Consider the following 20,164-nt stretch of genomic DNA (forward strand, 5'->3'; position numbering starts at 1 on the left):
AATCAACGCGAACAGGATCAACATGGGTAGCGTGGCAGGCATCATCGGCTTCTTGACGAACAACGTCATTACGTTTGTTTTCGTCCTGTCACTGCTCGTTTTCGTGCACGAGATGGGGCATTATCTGGTCGGGCGCTGGTCTGGCATCCGCATCATGGCCTTCTCGGTCGGCTTTGGTCCGGAGATCGCCGGTTTCACCGACCGCCACGGCACGCGCTGGAAACTGTCGCTCATTCCGCTCGGCGGCTATGTCCGTTTCTTCGGCGACGAGGATGCCTCGAGCAAGACCGACACAGATCAGCTCGCGGCCATGACCGAGGAAGAGCGCGCCCAATCCTTCGCCGGCGCCAAGCTCTGGAAGCGCGCCGCAACCGTTGCCGCCGGTCCGATTGCTAATTTCATTCTCGCCATCGCAATTTTTGCTGTGCTGTTCAGCGCCTACGGCCGCACGGTCGCGGATCCGGTCGTTGCCATGGTCACGCGCGGCGGTGCCGCCGCAGAAGCAGGGATCGAGCCTGGCGACCGTCTCGTCGCCATTGACGGCAACAAGATCGCGACCTTCGATGAAGTGCAGCGCTATGTCGGTATGCGGCCCGGCCGCAATATTGTGCTGAGCGTCGAGCGCGATGGCCAGAAGCGTGATTTCAACATCATGCCGAAGCTTGCGGAAGACACGGATCAGTTCGGCAACAAGATGGAGATGGGCCGCATCGGCATCGCGCTCGTCGATCCGGTGGTGACGGCTGTAGAGCCGGGCGGACCGGCGGCACGGGCGGGCTTGCAGGCCGGCGACCGGCTCGTCGCTATCGATGGCAACAATGTCGCCACCTATTACGATATCGCCCGTTACGTCGGTGATCGCCCCGGCAAGAGCCTAGTCCTGACCGTCGAACGCAATGGCCAGACCCGTGATTTTGCGATGGTGCCGGCCGCGTTGCCGGAGACCGATTCCTCCGGCAACAAGAAGGATGTCGGTAACATCGGTATTTCGCCGGTCGATCCGCTCGTTGCCACCATTGCACAGGATAGTCCTGCCGCAGGGGCGGGTATTTCGCTTGGCGATCGCATTCTTTCTGTGGATGGACGCGCCATCGGCTCCATCGGCGAGGTGCAGCGTTATGTTGCCTCCCGAGCGGACAAGACGGTGGTATTGTCCGTCCAGCATGACGGCGTGACGCGGGACCTCAGAGTCACGCCGAAAATGGCCGCCGAACCCGATGCCTTCGGCAACGAGACAGAGATCGGCAGCATTGGAATCAGCGATGGCCAGAAGCCTATCAAGCTGCGGTATCAGGCATACGGGCCACTGCAGGCGCTCAGCGAAGGCGTGAAGCAGACCGGTAACATTATCTCCGGCACCTTTGAATATCTCGGCAATGTTATCGGTGGCTACATGAAGGCGGATCAGCTCGGCGGCCCGATTCGCGTGGCGCAACTCTCCGGTCAAATGGCAACTCTGGGTTTCTCTGCGGTGCTCCAATTCGCCGCCATACTTTCTGTTTCAATTGGTTTATTAAATTTGATGCCGGTCCCGGTACTTGATGGCGGCCATCTGATGTTCTATGCGATTGAAGCAGTAAGGGGAAAACCGCTAGGTGCCCGAGCGCAGGACATCGCTTTCCGGATTGGGTTCGCAATGGTTTTGTCACTCATGGTATTTGCGACATGGAACGACATCAGCTCCAGGATAGGCTGATGGGGGAGCAAGGGAAGAATTACGATTTATTTACGATGTTTCAAAGCTGTAGTGGCCAATGAGCCACGCTTTGAAATGAAGTAAACAGAAATTAACTTGCTCCCTTGCTTGTATGTCAAAAGCGGGTAAAACGACACACGTGGCCGGAATCGGGTTCTTCCCGGGGCTGGGGACGACTGAAAAAAGGTAAGAAGTGAAATGAAGGCTGGTTCAAGATTTTTGAACGCAGTGTCGGCGGTAGCGCTGTCTGCTGGTGTTGTTGCGTCGGGCGCTGGTGTTATCACCCTTGCTTCTGCCTCGGTCGCAGAAGCCGCTGTCATACAACGGATCGATGTCAGGGGGGCCGAGCGCGTTGGCGTTGATGCTGTTCGCGACAATCTCACGATCAAGCCTGGCAAGAGCTTCTCGCCCGGTGATATCGATAGTTCGGTGAAGCAGCTCTATGCCACCGGATATTTCTCCGATGTGCATGTGACTGTTTCCGGCAGCACGCTGGTCGTTTCCGTCAAGGAAAACCAGCTGATCAACGCCGTGGTTTTCAACGGCAACCGCAAGATCAAGGACGATAAGCTGCAGGGGATCGTACAGACCCATGCCGCTGGTCCCTACAGCGAAACCCAGGTGCAGGCCGACATCAAGACGATCAAGGACGCCTACGCGGCGATCGGTCGTAATGAAGTTCAGGTGACGACGCAGACCGTTCCGGTCGCGCAGGGCCGCATCAACGTTGCCTTCGTCATCAACGAAGGCGATCGCACCAAGATCGACAAGATCAACTTCTCTGGCAACCAGGCTTACAACAGCGGTCGTCTTGCTTCGGTGATCAGCACCAAGAAGACGAACTTCATGTCGTTCCTGACTCGTAAGGACGTCTACAGCGCCGACCGCCAGCAGGCGGACCAGGACACGCTGCGTCAGTTCTACTACAATCACGGTTATGCCGACTTCCGCATTGTCAGCGCCGATGCGACGCTGAACGAGCAGAGCAATGAATACACGCTGAACTTCAACGTCGATGAAGGTCCGCGCTATACCTACGGCGACATCAATGTGGTTTCGACGGTTGACGGCGTCAATGCCGAGGACCTGAAGAGCCTGGTCATTACTCAGAAGGGTAATGTCTATAGCGCCAAGGACATCCAGACCTCGATCGAGAACATTTCCAAGCGCGTCGCTTCGGCCGGCTATCCGTTTGCCCGCATCACGCCGCGCGGCAACCGCGACCTGAGTGGCCACACGATCGGCATCGAATATCTGGTCGACCAGGGCGAGCGCGCCTATGTCGAGCGTATCGAAATCCGCGGCAACACCCGCACGCGCGACTACGTTATCCGTCGCGAATTCGATATCAACGAAGGCGATGCATTCAACCAGGAAATGATCACCCGCGCCAAGCGTCGCCTCGACGCGCTCGGCTACTTCACGAAGGTTGATATCAGCACGGCAGCGGGCAGCGCTCCGGACCGCGTCGTCGTTGTCGTCAACGTGGAAGATCAGCCGACCGGCTCGTTCGGTATCGGTGCTGGTTACGCAGTCGGCAACAATGGTGGTCTGCTGCTCGAAGCTTCGGTTGAAGAAAAGAACTTCCTCGGCCGCGGTCAGTACATCCGTATTGCTGCGGGCGCCGGTACGGAAGGCAATCGTACCTATAACATCTCGTTCACCGAGCCCTATTTCCTCGGTTATCGTCTGGCCGCCGGTTTCGACATCTTCAAGAACCAGACGTCGAGCGACGACTACTATGATTACTCGGAAGAGGGCTTCTCGCTGCGCGTGACGGCTCCGATTACCGAGAACCTCGCGACGACCCTGCGCTACAACTACAAGCGCCTGACCTACGATGGTACGAATGACTGGGAAGACAATCTTTCCGCTCCGTACCAGAATCTGGTCGAGAACGGCCCTTGGATTCAGTCGACGGTTTCGCAGACCTTCACTTACAACACGCTGGATGACCAAAATCTGCCGCGTGAAGGTATCATTGCCAAGTTCACGCATGAATATGCGGGCCTGGGCGGCGACTCCGACTTCTACAAGCTGAGCGGCAAGGCGCGCTATTACAAGATGATCAGCGATGAGGCCGATATCATCGGCTCGCTGACGGTTGGTGCCGGCTACGTCATGCCGACGGATGGCAAGCTGAACGTCTTCGATCAGTTCACGCTCGGTGGCCGTGAAATCCGCGGCTTCGAGAATGCCGGTATCGGTCCGCGCACGTCGAATGGCGATCCGCTGGGCGGTACGACCTACCTCACGGCTTCGGCTGAGGCCAGCATGCCGATGCCGGGTGTTCCGCAGGATATCGGTCTGCGTCTTGCAGCCTTTGCTGACGCGGGTACTCTCTACGGCAACAAGGCTAATCTGTTCGGCGATGTCTTGCATAATGACAGCTCGATCCGTGCCTCGCTCGGCGCAGGCCTGATCTGGTCGTCGCCCTTCGGTGTTATCCGTGTTGACTATGCCGTACCGGTTCTCAAGGAAGACTACGACAAGGTTGAGAATTTCCGGTTTGGCATCGCCAACCAGTTCTGATATCGGCAGCCCAGAACTGCGGGCTTAACACCGTTCTGGAGCTGGTGCTTATGGAACATATCGGTTTTTTCCCGCCCCATGATGGCGTCAGCCTCCGTGCGCTGGCCGAGCATCTTGGGGCGGAACTTGCTGATGAGGCCTTCGCGGGCGTCATCATCAAGTCCATTGCGCCGGTCTATCGGGCTGGCGATGGCGATGTTTGCTACATTCTTTCCCGGAAGAATCGTGCGGAACTGGAGACCTGCAAGGCTTCGGCAATCATTTGTTTGCCGACTTTGAGTTCCTTAGTCCCGGAACACATTCCGGTTATTCTTTCCAAGAAGCCACATACGGATTTCGCGCTGGCCGGTGCATTGCTGCATCCGCAAGCCATGCGTCCGGTTGCGCTGACATCGACACCGACACTGATTTCGCCAACCGCTTTCGTCGATCCGACAGCTAAGCTCGAAGCTAATGTGGGCGTAGAGCCGGGCGCGGTCGTTGGACCGGGTGCCGAAATCGGCGAGGGAACCCGCATCGGAGCCGGTGCCATTATCGGCCCAGGTGTCAAGATCGGGCGCCAATGCACGATCGGCGGCGGCGCCAGCGTTCTGTGCTCCTATCTCGGCAACGGCGTCATCATCCACAATGGCGCACGTATCGGTCAGGATGGATTCGGCTATGCGCCAAGCCCGCGCGGCATGATCAAGATTGTACAGATCGGCCGCGTCATCATCCAGGATAACGTCGAGATTGGCGCCAACACGACGATCGACCGCGGCACCATGGATGATACGGTGATTGGTGAAGGTACCAAGATCGACAATCAGGTGCAGATCGGACATAACGTCCGGATCGGCCGTTATTGCGCTATCGTCAGCCAGGTCGGCATAGCCGGTAGTGCGGTGATCGGCGATGGCGTGCAGATCGGCGGCCATACGGGCATCAACGGTCATATCCAGATCGGTGATGGCGTTCAGATCGGCGCCATGAGCGGCGTCATGAACAGTATCCCGGCGGGCGAGCGCTTCGCGGGTATTCCGGCGCGGCCCTTGTGGGATTTTCTGAGAGAAGCTGCGGAGGTCGCGAAGCGATCCGGGGCCAGAGAGAAGAAGGATGGGAGTGCGGAGCATGACTGAAGACGCCAAGACGTCGCTGTCGTCGGCTGATATCATCGAGATTATGAAGCTTTTGCCGCATCGCTATCCTTTCCTGATGGTCGACAGGATCATCGAGATCGATAGCGATAACTCCGCCATCGGCATCAAGAACGTCACAGCCAACGAGCCGCAATTCACCGGGCACTTTCCGGGCTCACCGATCATGCCGGGTGTTTTGCTGATCGAAGGCATGGCACAGACGGCAGGTGCGATCTGTGCCCGCAAGGATGGCATTGGCGGCAACCTCGTCTACTTCATGACCATCGACAATGCCCGCTTCCGCAAGCCGGTCGTTCCAGGCGACCGCGTGGAATTCCATGTCGTCAAGCAAAAGCAGCGCGGCACGATCTGGAAGTTCCATTGTGACGCCAAGGTCGATGGTTCGGTGGTTGCCGAGGCCGATATCGGTGCGATGATTGTACGGAAGGACCCGGATCAGGCATGAGCAGCATTGCAAAAAGCGCGCGCATTCATAAGCTCGCGGTCGTTGAAGACGGGGCGGTCATCGGCGAGAATGTTGTCGTCGGTCCGTTCTGCCATGTCGGTCCGAAGGTCGTGCTGCATGATTCTGTCCAGTTGTTGACGCATGTGGTCGTGACCGGCCGGACGACGATCGGCAAGGGTACGAAGATATTCCCCATGGCCGTCGTCGGCGGGGATCCGCAAAGCGTGCATCACGGTGGCGAAGAGACGACGCTGGATATCGGCGAGAACTGCACGATCCGCGAAGGCGTGACGATTAATACCGGCACGGCCGATTACGGCGGCAAGACGGTCGTTGGCAACAACAACCTGTTCCTCGCCAATTCGCATGTCGCCCATGATTGCCGTGTCGGCAATCATGTCATCATGTCGAACAACGTCATGCTGGCCGGGCACGTCACAGTTGAAGACCGCGCCATTCTCGGCGGCGGCTGCGCGGTGCATCAGTTCACCCGCATCGGCCGTCAAGCCTTCGTCGGCGGCCTTTCGGCTGCGAGTTACGATGTCATTCCCTACGGCATGCTGAACGGCAATCCGGGCGTCCTGTCGGGCCTGAATATTGTCGGCATGACCCGCGCCGGCATCGAGCGCTCGGTGATCCACCGGGTTCGCCGCGCCTACAAGAGCATTTTTGAGGGCGAGGGCTCGATCCGTGACAATGCGGCGGCGATCCGCGAGGAGTATGCCGATTGCAAGGAAGCGATGGAGATCCTTGATTTCATCGCAGCCGATAGCGATCGCGCACTGTCGTCGCCCAATCGCGGCAAGGGCTGAAGTGGCCGCGAGCGGTCAGGACAACAAGGGCAGGCTGGCGATCATCGCAGGCAGTGGCTTTTTGCCCGCCTATGTCGCCGAAGCCGCCCGCCAGGCTGGCGAAAATCCCGTCATTCTTGCATTGACCAACGAGGCGGACCGCGACTGGTCCGCTTTCGATCACGCTACTCTTGGAGTCGGCAATTTTGCCGGTCTTGAAGCCGTGTTCCGCCGCTATGGCATCGACCGGGTCGTCATGTCCGGCGGTGTCGCACGCCGTCCAGCCTGGCGGGAGATACATCCGACGTGGCGGGTCATCAAAGAGTTGCCCTCGACCATTCGCACCCTTCTTTCCGGCGGCGACAATGCCGTACTTCAGATGGTCATCCGCCTGATCGAAGCGGGCGGTGTCCGCGTCGTCGGCGCACACGAGATTGCGCCCGATCTGCTGGCGACTACCGGCCCCCTCGGCCAGTATGCGCCATCCAAGGAAGATCTGAGAGATATCGCCCAAGGCGCGAAAGCGGCCGATGCGTTGGGGCTGCTGGACATCGGCCAGGGTGCGGTTAGCGTCGGAGGCCGCGTCGTCGCGCTGGAGGGCGCCGAAGGCACCGATAAGATGATCGAGCGCGTCGCCGGCCTGCGTGCCGAAGGGCGTATATCGACGCGCCGTCGTGGCGTGCTGGTCAAGCTCTGCAAACCGCAGCAGGATGTGCGCGCCGACTTGCCTTCGATTGGCGTCTCGACCGTGCTGAACGCCAAGGAGGCCGGCCTTGCCGGCGTGGCGGTGGAGGCGGGCAGGGCGCTGGTGCTGGAGCGCGAGGCGGTGATTGCGGCGGCCGACGAAGCCGGGATTTTTGTCTGCGGCATTGATCGTGGTCTGAGCGCGGAGGGGTTCATGTGAGCAACAGACCGCTGAAACTCGCTGTGATCGCCGGGGAAGTCTCGGGTGATCTGCTCGGCGGCGATCTGGTCGCCGCATTGAAGCGTCGTTATGACGGCCCGGTGGAATTGATCGGCGTCGGCGGTGAGGCGCTGGAGGCGCAAGGCCTGCGATCGCTGTTCGATTATTCCGAACTGTCGATCATGGGGTTTGCGCAGGTGATCAAGCAGCTGCCGAAGCTGCTCGCCCGCATCAGGCAGACGGCGAATGCCATCATCGCGGCCAAGCCGGATGTACTGCTGATCATCGATAGCCCGGATTTCACCCATCGCGTCGCGAAAAAGGTGCGGGCGGCGTTGCCTGACCTGCCGGTCGTCAATTACGTCTGCCCCAGCGTCTGGGCGTGGAAGGAATATCGCGCGCAGAAAATGCTCGCCTATGTCGATCATGTCCTGGCCATCCTGCCGTTCGAGCCGGCGGCAATGCAGCGGCTGGCGGGACCGGCGACGACCTATGTAGGTCATCGCCTGACGGTGGACTCAAACCTCGTCGAGACCCGCCATCAGCGTGCGCTCCGCACCGTGAGTGCCGCCGATAGCAAAAAGACGATCCTGCTGCTTCCAGGCTCCCGCTCCTCGGAAATCCGCCATCTCATGCCAGTTTTCGAGCAGGCAGTGGTGGAGCTTAGCCGGCGAAACGATCGCATTCGCTATCTGCTGCCGACCGTCCCACGGCAGGAAGCATTGGTGCGCTCTCTTGTTGAAAACTGGAGCGTCAAGCCGGATGTCTTCGTCGGCCAGGAGGTCAAATGGAAGGCTTTCGCGGAAGCGGATGCGGCTGTTGCCGCCTCCGGCACCGTGATCCTGGAGCTGGGTCTTGCCGGCGTGCCAGTCCTTTCGACGTATAAAACGGAGTGGCTTGCCCGGTTTGTGATGTCGCGCATCAAGGTCTGGACAGCCGCTTTGCCGAACCTGATTGCGGATTATGTCGTCGTGCCCGAACTCCTCAACGACGTGTTGAGGGCCGGTAAAGTGGCGCGTTACATGGAACGCCTGTCGAACGATACGCTGGAGCGGGCGGCCATGCTGGAGGGCTACGATCTGGTCTGGGAGCGAATGCAGACGGAAGAGCCGCCCGGAGAGAAGGCGGCGGCGGTCCTCCTCGATGTTTTAGCCAATAAAAAACCCGGCCATTTCTGACCGGGTTTTTTGTTGTTCTGTCGCTTGGCTTAACGCTTGGAAACCGGAACGTATTCGCGCGGCGGTTCGCCGGTGTAGAGCTGGCGCGGACGGCCGATGCGCTGCTGCGGATCCTCGATCATCTCGTTCCACTGGGCGATCCAGCCGACGGTACGCGCAAGCGCGAAAAGCACGGTGAACATGGTCGTGGGGAAGCCCAGGGCCTTCAGCGTGATGCCGGAATAGAAGTCGACATTCGGATAGAGCTTCTTCTCGATGAAATACTCATCGGTCAGCGCGATGCGCTCCAGTTCGATCGCGATGTCGAGCAACGGATCGTCCTTGATGCCGAGTTCGCCGAGAACCTCGTGCGCCGTCTTCTGCATGATCTTGGCGCGCGGATCGTAGTTCTTGTAAACGCGGTGGCCGAAACCCATCAGACGGAACGGATCGTTCTTGTCCTTGGCGCGAGCGATGAATTCCGGAATGCGGTCGACCGTGCCGATTTCCGTCAACATGTTCAATGCTGCCTCATTGGCGCCGCCATGGGCGGGACCCCAGAGGCAGGCAATGCCAGCGGCGATACAGGCGAACGGATTAGCGCCGGAGGAGCCGGCGAGGCGGACGGTCGAGGTCGAGGCATTCTGCTCGTGATCGGCATGCAGGATGAAGATGCGGTCCATGGCGCGTGCGAGCACCGGATTGACCACATATTCCTCGCAAGGAACGGCAAAACACATGCGCAGGAAATTCGACGCGTAATCGAGATCGTTCTTCGGGTAAACGAAGGGCTGGCCGATATGGTACTTGTAGGCCATGGCGGCAAGCGTCGGCATCTTGGCGATCATGCGCAGGCTAGCGACCATGCGCTGATGCGGATCGGTGATGTCGGTCGAGTCGTGATAGAAGGCCGACAGAGCGCCGACGCAGCCGCACATGACGGCCATCGGGTGCGCGTCTCGGCGGAAGCCGGTGAAGAAGCGGCTCATCTGCTCGTGCACCATCGTGTGCATGGTCACGCGATGATCGAAATCCTTCTTCTGGGCAGCGGTCGGAAGTTCACCGTAGAGAAGCAGGTAGCAGACTTCGAGGAAATCGCCGTGTTCGGCCAGCTGGTCGATCGGATAACCGCGATGCAGCAGAACGCCTTCGTCACCATCAATATAGGTGATGCTGGACTCGCACGACGCGGTCGAGGTGAAGCCAGGATCGTAAGTGAAAGTGGAGGTGTTCTTATAAAGGGCACCAATATCAATGACACTTGGGCCGATGGTTCCGGTTTTCACCGGCAGATCCACCGTCTTTTCGCCCCAAGTTAGTTTCGCGCTTTGTTCCGTCATGCTGATCCTCCAAGATTTGGCGGGGGGTTGACGCCATAAAAAGCGCCAAAAGGTTAAGCGACTAGGGATTAGCTATATGATCCAGAGCCTAATGCCAAGTTATCGTTACGGCTATTTGTGCATTGCGGTATCAACTTTTGGGCACTGCGGTAGATGAAATTGCCTCGCTCGCGTGGCGGGTGAGGTGATTTATCCACCACACGCATAATTTCGGTTGAAATCACCGGCCGGTGACGGCAAAAATCTCGCTATAGCTGTAGTTTTGCGTAGGGCGCGGGGGCGCATGCCTAATTTAGAGGCACCGGATCGGCAGATGGACGGCCTGAATCCTGCTGTTGCGGCTGATCGCAACAGCGGCTTTGCGACGATTCCTGTTCCTGTCGGGGTAATGCCGCCGGCACGGACACAGGATCAAGCCACCCCCGCGATACGCCTTCTTCTTGCGGCAGGCCGCATCAGGACCGGCCTTTCCCGTTTGATCGAAGAAGAGGCGGATTATGGCCGCGGGATCCTGCTTGTGCCGGTCTATATCGGTATCGGCGCAATTTTCTGGTTTACTGCTGGCGCCGATCCGCCGCCGCAAGCCGTCTTTGCCGCTCTCTTGATTTTCGCCGTCGGTTTCTTTTTCAAGCGCGAGGCCGGACCGAGGCTCCGGCACCTTCTTCTGGCCGGCATGCTGGTGTGTTCCGGGATGGCTTTGGCGCAATGGGAGGCTTGGCGCGCATCGACCGTGATGCTCGATACTGCGGTGACGACCACGATAACCGGGCGTGTCGAGCGGCGTGAGTCCAGCGACAAGGAGCGATGGCGTTATGTGGTCGCACTCGACGCAACGGAAAATCCGACCATTCGCAGAGCGCCGGAGCGAGTGACCGTCTTCGTGCGCAAGCAGCCGCAACCCTTTGAGCTTGGAGATCTCATCCAGACCAGGGCGCGGCTGACGCCGCCGGCCGGGCCTGCCTTGCCGGGCCTGAATGATTTTGCCTTCAGCGCCTATTTCAACCGCATCGGCGCGAATGGCTTCGCCTATGGGACGCCGACATTGTTGCTACCGGCTGCTGATATCGTTGAGGGGTCGGTTCTCGATAGGGCTGATATCTGGCTCGCGGGTTTGCGCAACAGTATCGGCGACAGGATCAGGAGGACGTTGCCCGGCGATACCGGTGCCTTTGCCGCGGCCCTTGTCACCGATGAGAGACGAGCGATCTCGCAGGAGACGACCGAAGCGCTGCGCACCGCCGGCCTTACGCACATCATCGCCATTTCCGGTCTGAATATGGCGCTATCGGCCGGCATTTTCTATGTCGGCCTGCGTTATGTTCTCAGCCTGTTCTTTGGCGTGGCGCAAGCCTGGCCGACAAAGAAGATCGCAGCCTTCGGCGCGCTGGTGACGGTGACGGCCTACTACCTCATTTCCGGTTTCGGCGTTTCGGCCGAACGCGCTTTCATCATGATGGCGATCATGCTGATTGCCGTGCTGTTCGACCGGCCATCCATCAGCCTTCGAAACGTCGCGCTGTCAGCGATCATCATTCTCGTTCTGTCACCATCACAGGTACTCGGGCCAAGTTTCCAGATGTCTTATGCGGCGACCCTCGCACTGGTGTCCGGTTATACGCTCTGGACGCGGCGTCGACATCGAGAGACCGTCTTCTCCCGCTTCCGGATATTGCGCCCGCTGCTCTTCGTCTCGCGCTTTTTCGGCGGTATAGCGTCGACGTCGTTTCTCGGCGGGGCATCGACAGCGATTTTCTCGATCGAGCATTTTCACCGACTGGCGACATACGGGCTCGCCGCCAATCTCGCGGCCATGCCGATTGTCTCTTTCATCGTCATGCCGTTCGGCATGGCGGCAATGCTGTTGATGCCATTCGGCCTCGATGGCCCATTCTGGCAAGTCACCGGCAAGGGACTCGAGCTTGTCATAGGTGTCGCCACGACGGTCGCCGCCTGGGGCGGCGATATTCCTTTCGGGCGACAGCCGCCTTGGATGTTCCCGGCTGTTATTGCCGGCTTCTTGTTGATGACATTGTTGCGAACGCGGCTGCGACATGCCGGTGCGCTCGTGATCATCGGCACAGTCGCAGCCGTCGCGCTCGGCCCGGATGTCAGAAAGCCCGACCTGATGATTTCCGAAGATGGGACGTTGGTGGCACTCCTGCGAGACGGTGCCTTGGCGACCAATCGCGAAAAGCCGCCCAGTTTCATCTTCGACCAGTGGCGAGGAGCATTGTCGATAACCGATCACAAACCGCCGACGATACTGGTGTCCGACAGCCAGCTACCCAAAATCAATAAGTCGGATACCCGTCGCCGCCTGAGCTCAGAGGAAAAGAATGCCGTCCGAAAGGCAATGGACGCGGCATTGGACAATGCGGGGCAGGGCGGGTTTGTCTGTCAGAAGCGGGAATGGTGTGTCGCGATGCTGGACAATGGCGACATACTCGTCACCATTGAGAATGCCGCCTATCTTGGTCCGGCCTGCGACACAGGCAATATTGTCGTGATTCCTATCCGGTTGCGTCTCGACCGTTGCAAATCCGGAGCCATGCTTTTCACAGGAGCCAATCTCCGCCGGACCGGATCTATCGAGATGGATCTCAGTGCCGACAAGCCAATCGCCATGACCGCGTTTGATACCCTGGCACGGCCATGGAATTTGCATCGTGCCTATGACTGGCGAACGGGCGCTTTCGGTGCACCGATCGCGCCCGTGTCACCTGTCAGTGATAGCGGCGGATGAGGCCGACGAGCTTGCCTTGCACCTTGACGCGATCCGGTCCGAAAATACGGGTCTCGTAGGCGGGGTTAGCCGCTTCGAGCGCAATCGAGGCACCCTTGCGGCGGAAGCGCTTCAATGTCGCCTCTTCATCATCGACCAGGGCAACGACGATATCGCCGGGATTGGCGGTGGTGCTATTGCGGATGATGACGGTGTCGCCATCGAAGATACCGGCATCGATCATCGAGTCGCCCTTGACCTCAAGCGCATAATGCTCGCCGGAGCCAAGCATGTCGGCGGGGACGGTGATATCGTGGGTGTTGTTCTGAATGGCCGAGATCGGAACACCGGCAGCGATGCGACCCATGACCGGCACGGAAACGGCGCTGTTGTTCTCGTCGTTCGCCGGCTTGGCGGGGGCGGGCGGCTGTACGGGCTGGGGTTTGCCCAGGCTGCCTTCGATGACGCTCGGCGAGAAGCCGCGACGCGGCTGCAGGCTCGGGCTATAGGCTTCCGGCAGCTTGATAACCTCAAGCGCCCGAGCCCGATTCGGCAGGCGGCGGATGAAGCCGCGCTCTTCCAGAGCCGTAATCAAACGATGAATGCCCGACTTGGACGCAAGGTCCAACGCATCCTTCATTTCATCGAAAGAAGGTGGAACGCCGGACTCCTTCATCCGTTCGTGAATGAAGAGAAGCAGTTCCTGCTGCTTGCGTGTCAACATCGTATTTGAACCCCAGAATCGTGAAGGTGTCGTGAAACAAATCCAGAACGGACACTATATGTTCCATATGTGTTCCGCAAGTCCCTAATTTTCGATGAATGTTTTGCCGGCGCATTAAATAAAGGGGAACATAACAAGTCCCTAGTAGGCGGAACCACGGAGTATTTCAGCGCGGATCAATGAAACAGATGCGGAAATCGACCATGATCGATTCTGCGGGAATGGGAGCCGGCTATCTTTGCATGATCACTGAAACCCGGAGCAATCCCGACTTCCGCGCAATTGCAAGGCATTCGATAACGAGCCCTCCCATTTGCGATCTGCCTGGTTTTAAACGCTGCGTTTTCATCTTGAATTGAGCGTCGGAAGAGCGCAAACCTGCGGCGAGCACTAAGGGGGAAACCATGGTTTCATCGCCGCATCCGCTGGATCATCTCGTTCTGCCGACGGTCAATATTGCCATGGCGCGGGAACGGCTGGGCAAGCTCGGTTTTACAGTCGCCGCCGACGCGCGCCATCCCTTCGGCACCGAGAATGCTTGCGTGTTCTTTTCCGACAAGACTTATCTGGAGCCCCTGGGCGTCGCGTCGCACGAGCAATACGAAACGAGCATCGAAGAAGGCAATGTTTTCGTTGCCCGTGACCAGGCCTATCGTTTTCGTCTCGGCGAAGAAGGTTTTTCGGCCGTGGTTTTCGGCACGGAAGATGCGGCCGTTGACGACAAGCGTTTCCAGGCAAACGCCCTGTCGGCCGGGCGGATGCTGAATTTCGAACGGCCGATGCGTATGCCGGATGGCTCTGAAACGATCGCCGGCTTCCGTCTCGCTTTCGCGGCCGATCTGCGGTCGCCGGATTTTTATGCTTTCTGCGCCCAGCGCATCAATCCTTTGCCGGCGGATCGCAGCGCCCTGGAGCGGCATGCCAATGGTGTGACTGGCATTGCGCGCATAGCCTTGTCGACGCCGAAGCCGGCGGCATTCCGGGGTTTCTTCGAGCAGGTTGTCGATAGGCCGAAGATATCGGAACATTCCTTCGGGCTGACGATTGAGACGGCGAATGCTCGGATAGAGCTCCTGACCCCGCAAGGCATGGAAGCCTTTTACGATTTTCCCTTGCCGGCGGGCGATCCCGGCCTTCGGGCGCGCGCAATCCTTTTCAAGACGCGCGATCTTTCCGTGACATCGTCGCATTTGGCTGCTAACGGCGTCACATACACGCGTAAGAACAATCGTATTCTGGCAAAGCCCGCCCCCGGACAGGGCGCGTTGTTCGCCTTCGAGGAGATAGTATGAGCACCAATTCCGAAGTGATCGTCGGCGAGGGCGCATCCAAGGTTCTGTTTTCCAACACCGCCAAGCTGTCGCTGATTGCCGGCCCCTGCCAGATGGAAAGCCGCGATCATGCCTTCATGGTAGCCGGCGTTCTGAAGGAACTTTGCGGCAAGCTCGGTATCGGCCTTGTCTACAAGTCTTCCTATGACAAGGCGAACCGCACTTCGCTGTCCGGCAAGCGCGGCATCGGCCTGGAAAAGGCCATGGAAGTCTTTGCTGATCTGAAGAAGGAATATGGCTTTCCGGTCCTGTCCGACATTCACACCGAGGAGCAGTGCGCTGTCGTTGCCAAGACGGTAGACATCCTGCAGATCCCGGCCTTCCTGTCGCGCCAGACCGATCTTCTCGTCGCCGCCGCCAAGACCGGCCGCGTCGTCAATGTCAAAAAGGGTCAGTTCCTGGCGCCCTGGGACATGAAGAATGTGCTGGCCAAGCTGAACGACAGCGGTAACCCGAACATCATGCTCTGCGAGCGCGGTGCCTCCTTCGGTTACAACACGCTGGTCTCCGACATGCGCTCGCTGCCGATCATGGCGGCCATGGGCGCTCCAGTGATTTTCGATGCGACTCATTCCGTGCAGCAGCCGGGCGGGCAGGGTGGTTCGACGGGCGGTGACCGCCGGTTCGTCGAGACGCTGGCACGCGCCGCCGTTGCCGTCGGCGTTGCCGGTGTTTTCGTCGAGACGCATGAGGATCCGGACAACGCACCGTCCGATGGTCCGAACATGGTTTATCTGAAAGACATGCCGCAGCTTCTGGAGAAGCTGCTGGCCTTCGACGCCATCGCCAAGGCTTGAGACTTTAAGCGGCATTCAACAGGCTGACATGAACTTGCTATACGCGGCCTGTTGGAGCGCCAGATCGAGGTGCGGAGCGGCATTGTAATTTCCGCGACTTCGATTAAGACGATTTCAATCGATTTATAACCCAGCGAGCAGGAAGCTATCATGACCGCAATCACCGACATTATCGCCCGCGAGATTCTCGACAGCCGTGGCAATCCGACTGTTGAAGTCGATGTCTACCTCGAAGATGGCAGCTTGGGCCGCGCAGCGGTCCCGTCGGGTGCATCGACCGGCGCGCATGAAGCCGTCGAACTTCGTGACGGTGGCAAGCGCTACCACGGCAAGGGTGTCGAAAAGGCCGTCGAAGCCGTCAATACCGAGATCTTCGACGCGATCGGCGGCATGGACGCTGAAAACCAGATCCAGATCGACGACATCATGATCGAGCTTGACGGCACGCCGAACAAGTCGCGCATCGGCGCCAACGCCATCCTCGGCGTATCGCTCGCCGTCGCCAAGGCTGCCGCCCAGAGCGCAAACCTGCCTCTTTACCGCTATGTCGGCGGTGCTCATGCCCGCCTGCTGCCGGTTCCGATGATGAACATCATCAACGGCGGCGCCCATGCCGACAATCCGATCGATTTCCAGGAATTCATGATCCTGCCGGTCGGCGCGGACACTTTCCGCGACGCCGTGCGTATTGGCTCGGAAATCTTCCACGTCCTCAAGAAGGAACTGGCGTCCCAGGGCCACAATACCAATGTCGGCGACGAAGGCGGTTTCGCGCCTGGTCTCTCCAGCGCTCCTGCTGCCCTCGACTTCATCATGAAGTCGATCGAAAAGGCCGGCTACAAGCCAGGCGAAGAGGTTGCTCTCGGCCTCGATTGCGCTTCGACCGAGTTCTTCAAGGACGGAAAATACGTGCTGGAAGGCGAGGGCCGCACGCTGGAGCCCGGCGCCATGGCTGAATATCTTGCCGAACTCGCCGCCAAGTACCCGATCGTTTCGATCGAAGACGGCATGGCTGAAGACGATTGGGAAGGCTGGAAGGCTCTCACCGATCTGATCGGCAAGAAGACGCAGCTCGTCGGCGACGATCTGTTCGTCACCAACTCGGCTCGTCTGCGCGACGGCATCCGCATGGGTGTCGCCAACTCGATCCTCGTCAAGGTCAACCAGATCGGCACGCTGACGGAAACGCTCGACGCCGTCGAAACCGCGCACAAGGCCAACTACACGGCCGTCATGTCGCACCGTTCCGGCGAAACCGAAGACTCGACCATCGCCGATCTCGCAGTTGCCACCAACTGCGGTCAGATCAAGACCGGCTCGCTGTCGCGCTCTGATCGTCTTGCCAAGTACAACCAGCTGATCCGCATCGAAGAAGGTCTCGGCCCGCAGGCAAAATATGCCGGCAGCTCCATTCTTCGTGGCTGATTAAGGCTTGAGCTCGGACAATGTCCGGGCGCCTCGAAAGCCTATGATCTCTTGAACCGCGCCTTCGGGCGCGGTTTTTCGTGGCGAAACGTTAGAGTCAACGGATGGTTAATCTCTACCGGCTAGAGTCACGATAGATGTTTGATTTGGCATGATCTTATCCGGAAACCCGCTTCGCATTTTCGCTGCGCGGACCTAAGGTTCGGGATCATACTCCGTAGGGCGTTTCGAGCGGGCGAGTATGTGGACAAAATATCATAAGAAGAGAAGATTTGGTCGTTTCGTCCTTCCCGCCATCACGATCGCCTTTGTCAGCTATTTCGGCTATCACTGTATTCATGGCGATTACGGTCTGAAGGCCACCGAGGTTTTCGAACAGCGTCGCATCGATCGCGGCAAGGAACTTGCCGATCTCGTTGCCAAGCGCGAACACCTCGAAAAGGCCGTGGCGCTGCTCAGCGACGGCTCGCTGGACAAGGATATGCTCGATCAGTATGCGCGCTATCAACTGACCTATTCTAGGGCCGACGAAATCGTCATTTTCAACAAATAGCCGCAATTAACTGAATTCAAGTTAATTGAATTTTTCGTAGCTATAACAATAGCTTGCGATGAATATGAGCCATGCAATTATAGCATTGCTGTGGCGGGCAATCTTCCCTATGTTACGCCACACTATAAAACGAGGCTACTTACACAGGGAGGGTTGAATGGCGCCACGCAAATCCGCGTCCGTTTCCAGCCGCAAGACAGCATCGAGGCCTGCCAAAGAAACCAATGGCGGCGCAATCGCGGAATTTGACCGCGATGCGGAACTGAGTGCCTATCGTGAGATGCTGCTGATCCGCCGCTTCGAAGAGAAGGCTGGCCAGCTTTACGGTATGGGCTTCATCGGCGGTTTCTGTCACCTTTACATCGGCCAGGAAGCTGTCGTTGTCGGCATGCAGATGGCCCTGAAGGATGGCGACCAGGTTATCACCGGCTATCGTGACCACGGTCACATGCTGGCAGCCGGCATGAGCGCCCGCGGCGTCATGGCCGAGCTCACCGGACGCAAGGGCGGCTATTCCCGAGGGAAGGGCGGCTCCATGCACATGTTCTCCAAGGAAAAGAATTTTTATGGCGGCCACGGCATCGTCGGCGCGCAGGTCTCGCTCGGCACCGGTCTCGGCTTTGCCAACTGGTATCGCGGCAATGACAGCGTCAGCGTCGCCTATTTCGGCGACGGCGCTGCCAACCAGGGCCAGGTCTACGAAAGCTTCAACATGGCGCAGCTCTGGAAGCTGCCGGTGATCTACGTGATTGAGAACAACCGTTACGCCATGGGTACGTCGACGGCGCGCGCGACTGCGCAGCCCGACTTCTCCAAGCGCGGTGCCTCCTTCGGTATCCCCGGCATCCAGGTTGATGCCATGGACGTTCGTGCCGTCAAGGCAGCCGCCGACGAAGCGGTCGAATATTGCCGTTCCGGCAAGGGTCCGATCATTCTGGAAATGCTGACCTACCGTTACCGCGGCCATTCCATGTCGGATCCAGCTAAGTATCGTTCCAAGGACGAAGTGCAGAAGATGCGCTCCGAGCATGATCCGATCGAGCAGGTTCGTGTCCGTCTTCTGGACAAGGGTTGGGCGTCGGAAGACGACCTGAAGGTGATCGACAAGGACGTCCGCGACATCGTCGCCGACAGCGCCGATTTCGCCCAGGCCGATCCGGAGCCGGATGCATCCGAGCTCTACACCGACATTCTGCTCTGAATCAGGGAGGGACGAACCATGCCCATCGATATTCTCATGCCCGCCCTTTCTCCGACGATGGAAGAGGGCACCCTTTCCAAATGGCTGAAGCAGGAAGGTGACAAGGTCACCTCCGGCGACGTCATTGCGGAAATCGAAACCGACAAGGCCACCATGGAAGTGGAAGCCGTCGACGAAGGCATCATCGGCAAGCTGCTGATCGAAGCCGGCACCGAAGGCGTCAAGGTCAATGCCAAGATCGCCATTCTGCTGCAGGACGGCGAATCCGCATCCGACATTTCCAGCGCCAAGGCTGCTCCGGCTGCCGAACCGGTCAAGACCGAAGCGCCGGCCGCTGCCGCTGCTCCGGCTCCCGTTCCGGCACAGCCGAAGGCTGCTGCTTCTGCCGATCCGGAAATCCCGGCGGGCACGGAAATGGTGTCTATGACGGTGCGTGAAGCACTGCGCGACGCCATGGCCGAAGAAATGCGCGACAACCCAGACGTCTTCGTCATGGGTGAAGAAGTCGCCGAATACCAGGGTGCCTACAAGATCACCCAGGGCCTGCTGCAGGAGTTCGGTCCTCGCCGCGTCATCGACACCCCGATCACCGAACACGGCTTTGCCGGTGTCGGCGTCGGCGCTGCCATGGCCGGTCTTCGTCCGATCATCGAGTTCATGACCTTCAACTTCGCCATGCAGGCGATCGACCAGATCATCAACTCTGCTGCCAAGACGCTTTACATGTCCGGCGGCCAGATGGGCGCTCCGATCGTGTTCCGCGGCCCGAATGGTGCTGCAGCCCGCGTCGGCGCTCAGCACAGCCAGGATTATTCTGCATGGTATAGCCAGATTCCCGGTCTCAAGGTCGTCATGCCCTACTCGGCAGCCGACGCCAAGGGCCTGCTGAAGGCGGCGATTCGCGATCCGAACCCGGTTGTCTTCCTTGAAAACGAAATTCTCTACGGCCAGCACTTCGACGTGCCGAAGCTCGATAATTTCGTTCTGCCGATCGGCAAGGCTCGTATTCATCGGACCGGCAAGGACGTGACGATCGTTTCCTTCGGTATCGGCATGTCCTATTCCATCAAGGCGGTTGCCGAGCTGGAAGCCATGGGCATCGATGTCGAGTTGATCGATCTGCGCACCATCCGTCCGATGGACCTGCCGACAGTTATCGAATCCGTGAAGAAGACCGGCCGCCTGGTGGTCGTCGAGGAAGGCTATCCGCAGTCCTCCGTCGGCACGGAAGTCGCGACCCGCGTCATGCAGCAGGCCTTCGATTATCTCGATGCGCCAATCCTGACGATTGCCGGCAAGGATGTGCCCATGCCCTACGCCGCCAACCTCGAGAAGCTGGCGCTTCCGAATGTCGGTGAAGTGGTCGATGCGGTGAAAGCCGTTTGCTACAAATAAGGGGAGGGCTTT

General features: G+C 58.9%; 16 protein-coding genes. 14 read left to right on the forward strand and 2 right to left on the reverse strand.

Annotated elements, in window-relative coordinates:
* Window positions 1-22: 22 nt before the first annotated feature.
* The 7 genes from rseP (at window position 23) to lpxB (ending at window position 8,685) form a co-directional block, all read left to right on the forward strand.
* A complete protein-coding gene (rseP, locus tag AC1RO0_RS00745) occupies window positions 23-1,696 on the forward strand; it encodes an RIP metalloprotease RseP (protein ID WP_498591079.1) in 1,674 nt (557 codons plus the stop codon).
* A gap of 198 nt (window positions 1,697-1,894) precedes the next feature.
* Window positions 1,895-4,228: an outer membrane protein assembly factor BamA gene (gene bamA / locus AC1RO0_RS00750; protein ID WP_498591080.1), complete on the forward strand. Its 2,334-nt coding sequence runs from the start codon at window positions 1,895-1,897 to the stop codon at window positions 4,226-4,228.
* 50 nt (window positions 4,229-4,278) lie between these two features.
* Window positions 4,279-5,346 (forward strand): UDP-3-O-(3-hydroxymyristoyl)glucosamine N-acyltransferase, encoded by a 1,068-nt coding sequence (gene lpxD, locus AC1RO0_RS00755; protein WP_498591081.1) that lies wholly within the window; start codon window positions 4,279-4,281, stop codon window positions 5,344-5,346.
* Window positions 5,339-5,812, forward strand: coding sequence for a 3-hydroxyacyl-ACP dehydratase FabZ (gene fabZ, locus AC1RO0_RS00760; protein WP_007693429.1), 474 nt, complete (start codon window positions 5,339-5,341; stop codon window positions 5,810-5,812). Before lpxD ends, fabZ begins: the two co-directional genes overlap by 8 nt.
* Window positions 5,809-6,624: an acyl-ACP--UDP-N-acetylglucosamine O-acyltransferase gene (lpxA, locus tag AC1RO0_RS00765; protein ID WP_498591082.1), complete on the forward strand. Its 816-nt coding sequence runs from the start codon at window positions 5,809-5,811 to the stop codon at window positions 6,622-6,624. Before fabZ ends, lpxA begins: the two co-directional genes overlap by 4 nt.
* 1 nt (window position 6,625) lies before the next feature.
* Window positions 6,626-7,507 (forward strand): LpxI family protein, encoded by an 882-nt coding sequence (locus AC1RO0_RS00770; RefSeq protein ID WP_498591083.1) that lies wholly within the window; start codon window positions 6,626-6,628, stop codon window positions 7,505-7,507.
* On the forward strand, window positions 7,504-8,685 hold the full coding sequence (gene lpxB / locus AC1RO0_RS00775) for a lipid-A-disaccharide synthase (RefSeq protein ID WP_498591084.1): 1,182 nt from the start codon (window positions 7,504-7,506) through the stop codon (window positions 8,683-8,685). The genes AC1RO0_RS00770 and lpxB overlap by 4 nt, the downstream gene beginning before the upstream one ends.
* A gap of 29 nt (window positions 8,686-8,714) precedes the next feature.
* Here lpxB and gltA read toward each other — a convergent pair whose 3' ends face one another.
* Complete coding sequence (gltA, locus tag AC1RO0_RS00780; protein ID WP_498591085.1) at window positions 8,715-10,004, reverse strand: citrate synthase; 1,290 nt, start codon at window positions 10,002-10,004, stop codon at window positions 8,715-8,717.
* 313 nt (window positions 10,005-10,317) lie between these two features.
* Here gltA and AC1RO0_RS00785 point away from each other — a divergent pair, with 313 nt between their 5' ends.
* Window positions 10,318-12,747 (forward strand): ComEC/Rec2 family competence protein, encoded by a 2,430-nt coding sequence (locus tag AC1RO0_RS00785; RefSeq protein ID WP_498591086.1) that lies wholly within the window; start codon window positions 10,318-10,320, stop codon window positions 12,745-12,747.
* Here AC1RO0_RS00785 and lexA read toward each other — a convergent pair.
* On the reverse strand, window positions 12,728-13,450 hold the full coding sequence (gene lexA, locus AC1RO0_RS00790; protein WP_007693442.1) for a transcriptional repressor LexA: 723 nt from the start codon (window positions 13,448-13,450) through the stop codon (window positions 12,728-12,730). The two genes, AC1RO0_RS00785 and lexA, sit on opposite strands and share 20 nt — an antisense overlap.
* Before the next feature lie 404 nt (window positions 13,451-13,854).
* Here lexA and AC1RO0_RS00795 point away from each other — a divergent pair, with 404 nt between their 5' ends.
* The 6 genes from AC1RO0_RS00795 to AC1RO0_RS00820 all read left to right on the forward strand — a co-directional run bounded on the left by AC1RO0_RS00795 (window position 13,855) and on the right by AC1RO0_RS00820 (window position 20,152).
* Window positions 13,855-14,742, forward strand: a complete 888-nt coding sequence (locus tag AC1RO0_RS00795; RefSeq protein WP_498591087.1) for a VOC family protein — start codon at window positions 13,855-13,857, stop codon at window positions 14,740-14,742.
* A complete protein-coding gene (gene kdsA, locus AC1RO0_RS00800) occupies window positions 14,739-15,578 on the forward strand; it encodes a 3-deoxy-8-phosphooctulonate synthase (protein WP_007693448.1) in 840 nt (279 codons plus the stop codon). The genes AC1RO0_RS00795 and kdsA overlap by 4 nt, the downstream gene beginning before the upstream one ends.
* A 150-nt stretch (window positions 15,579-15,728) precedes the next feature.
* On the forward strand, window positions 15,729-17,003 hold the full coding sequence (gene eno / locus AC1RO0_RS00805) for a phosphopyruvate hydratase (RefSeq protein ID WP_498591088.1): 1,275 nt from the start codon (window positions 15,729-15,731) through the stop codon (window positions 17,001-17,003).
* A 241-nt stretch (window positions 17,004-17,244) separates the two neighbouring features.
* Window positions 17,245-17,556, forward strand: a complete 312-nt coding sequence (locus AC1RO0_RS00810) for an FtsB family cell division protein (RefSeq protein WP_012651368.1) — start codon at window positions 17,245-17,247, stop codon at window positions 17,554-17,556.
* Between the two features lie 157 nt (window positions 17,557-17,713).
* Window positions 17,714-18,757: a pyruvate dehydrogenase (acetyl-transferring) E1 component subunit alpha gene (pdhA, locus tag AC1RO0_RS00815; protein ID WP_007693451.1), complete on the forward strand. Its 1,044-nt coding sequence runs from the start codon at window positions 17,714-17,716 to the stop codon at window positions 18,755-18,757.
* Between the two features lie 18 nt (window positions 18,758-18,775).
* Entirely contained in the window at window positions 18,776-20,152 is a 1,377-nt protein-coding gene (locus AC1RO0_RS00820; RefSeq protein ID WP_498591089.1) for a pyruvate dehydrogenase complex E1 component subunit beta, read from the forward strand.
* The last annotated feature ends 12 nt before the right edge of the window (window positions 20,153-20,164 follow it).

It is taken from the genome of Rhizobium sp. GW821-FHT14E12 (genome assembly GCF_058803745.1).

Coding starts and splice junctions, on each gene's coding strand:
- lpxD (WP_498591081.1), top strand. CDS start 4,279: ATGGAACATATCGGTTTTTTCCCGCCCCATGATGGCGTCAGCCTCCGT.
- kdsA (WP_007693448.1), top strand. CDS start 14,739: ATGAGCACCAATTCCGAAGTGATCGTCGGCGAGGGCGCATCCAAGGTT.
- lpxA (WP_498591082.1), top strand. CDS start 5,809: ATGAGCAGCATTGCAAAAAGCGCGCGCATTCATAAGCTCGCGGTCGTT.
- eno (WP_498591088.1), top strand. CDS start 15,729: ATGACCGCAATCACCGACATTATCGCCCGCGAGATTCTCGACAGCCGT.
- fabZ (WP_007693429.1), top strand. CDS start 5,339: ATGACTGAAGACGCCAAGACGTCGCTGTCGTCGGCTGATATCATCGAG.
- AC1RO0_RS00820 (WP_498591089.1), top strand. CDS start 18,776: ATGCCCATCGATATTCTCATGCCCGCCCTTTCTCCGACGATGGAAGAG.
- AC1RO0_RS00785 (WP_498591086.1), top strand. CDS start 10,318: ATGGACGGCCTGAATCCTGCTGTTGCGGCTGATCGCAACAGCGGCTTT.
- bamA (WP_498591080.1), top strand. CDS start 1,895: ATGAAGGCTGGTTCAAGATTTTTGAACGCAGTGTCGGCGGTAGCGCTG.
- AC1RO0_RS00810 (WP_012651368.1), top strand. CDS start 17,245: ATGTGGACAAAATATCATAAGAAGAGAAGATTTGGTCGTTTCGTCCTT.
- AC1RO0_RS00795 (WP_498591087.1), top strand. CDS start 13,855: ATGGTTTCATCGCCGCATCCGCTGGATCATCTCGTTCTGCCGACGGTC.
- lexA (WP_007693442.1), bottom strand. CDS start 13,450: ATGTTGACACGCAAGCAGCAGGAACTGCTTCTCTTCATTCACGAACGG.
- gltA (WP_498591085.1), bottom strand. CDS start 10,004: ATGACGGAACAAAGCGCGAAACTAACTTGGGGCGAAAAGACGGTGGAT.
- pdhA (WP_007693451.1), top strand. CDS start 17,714: ATGGCGCCACGCAAATCCGCGTCCGTTTCCAGCCGCAAGACAGCATCG.
- rseP (WP_498591079.1), top strand. CDS start 23: ATGGGTAGCGTGGCAGGCATCATCGGCTTCTTGACGAACAACGTCATT.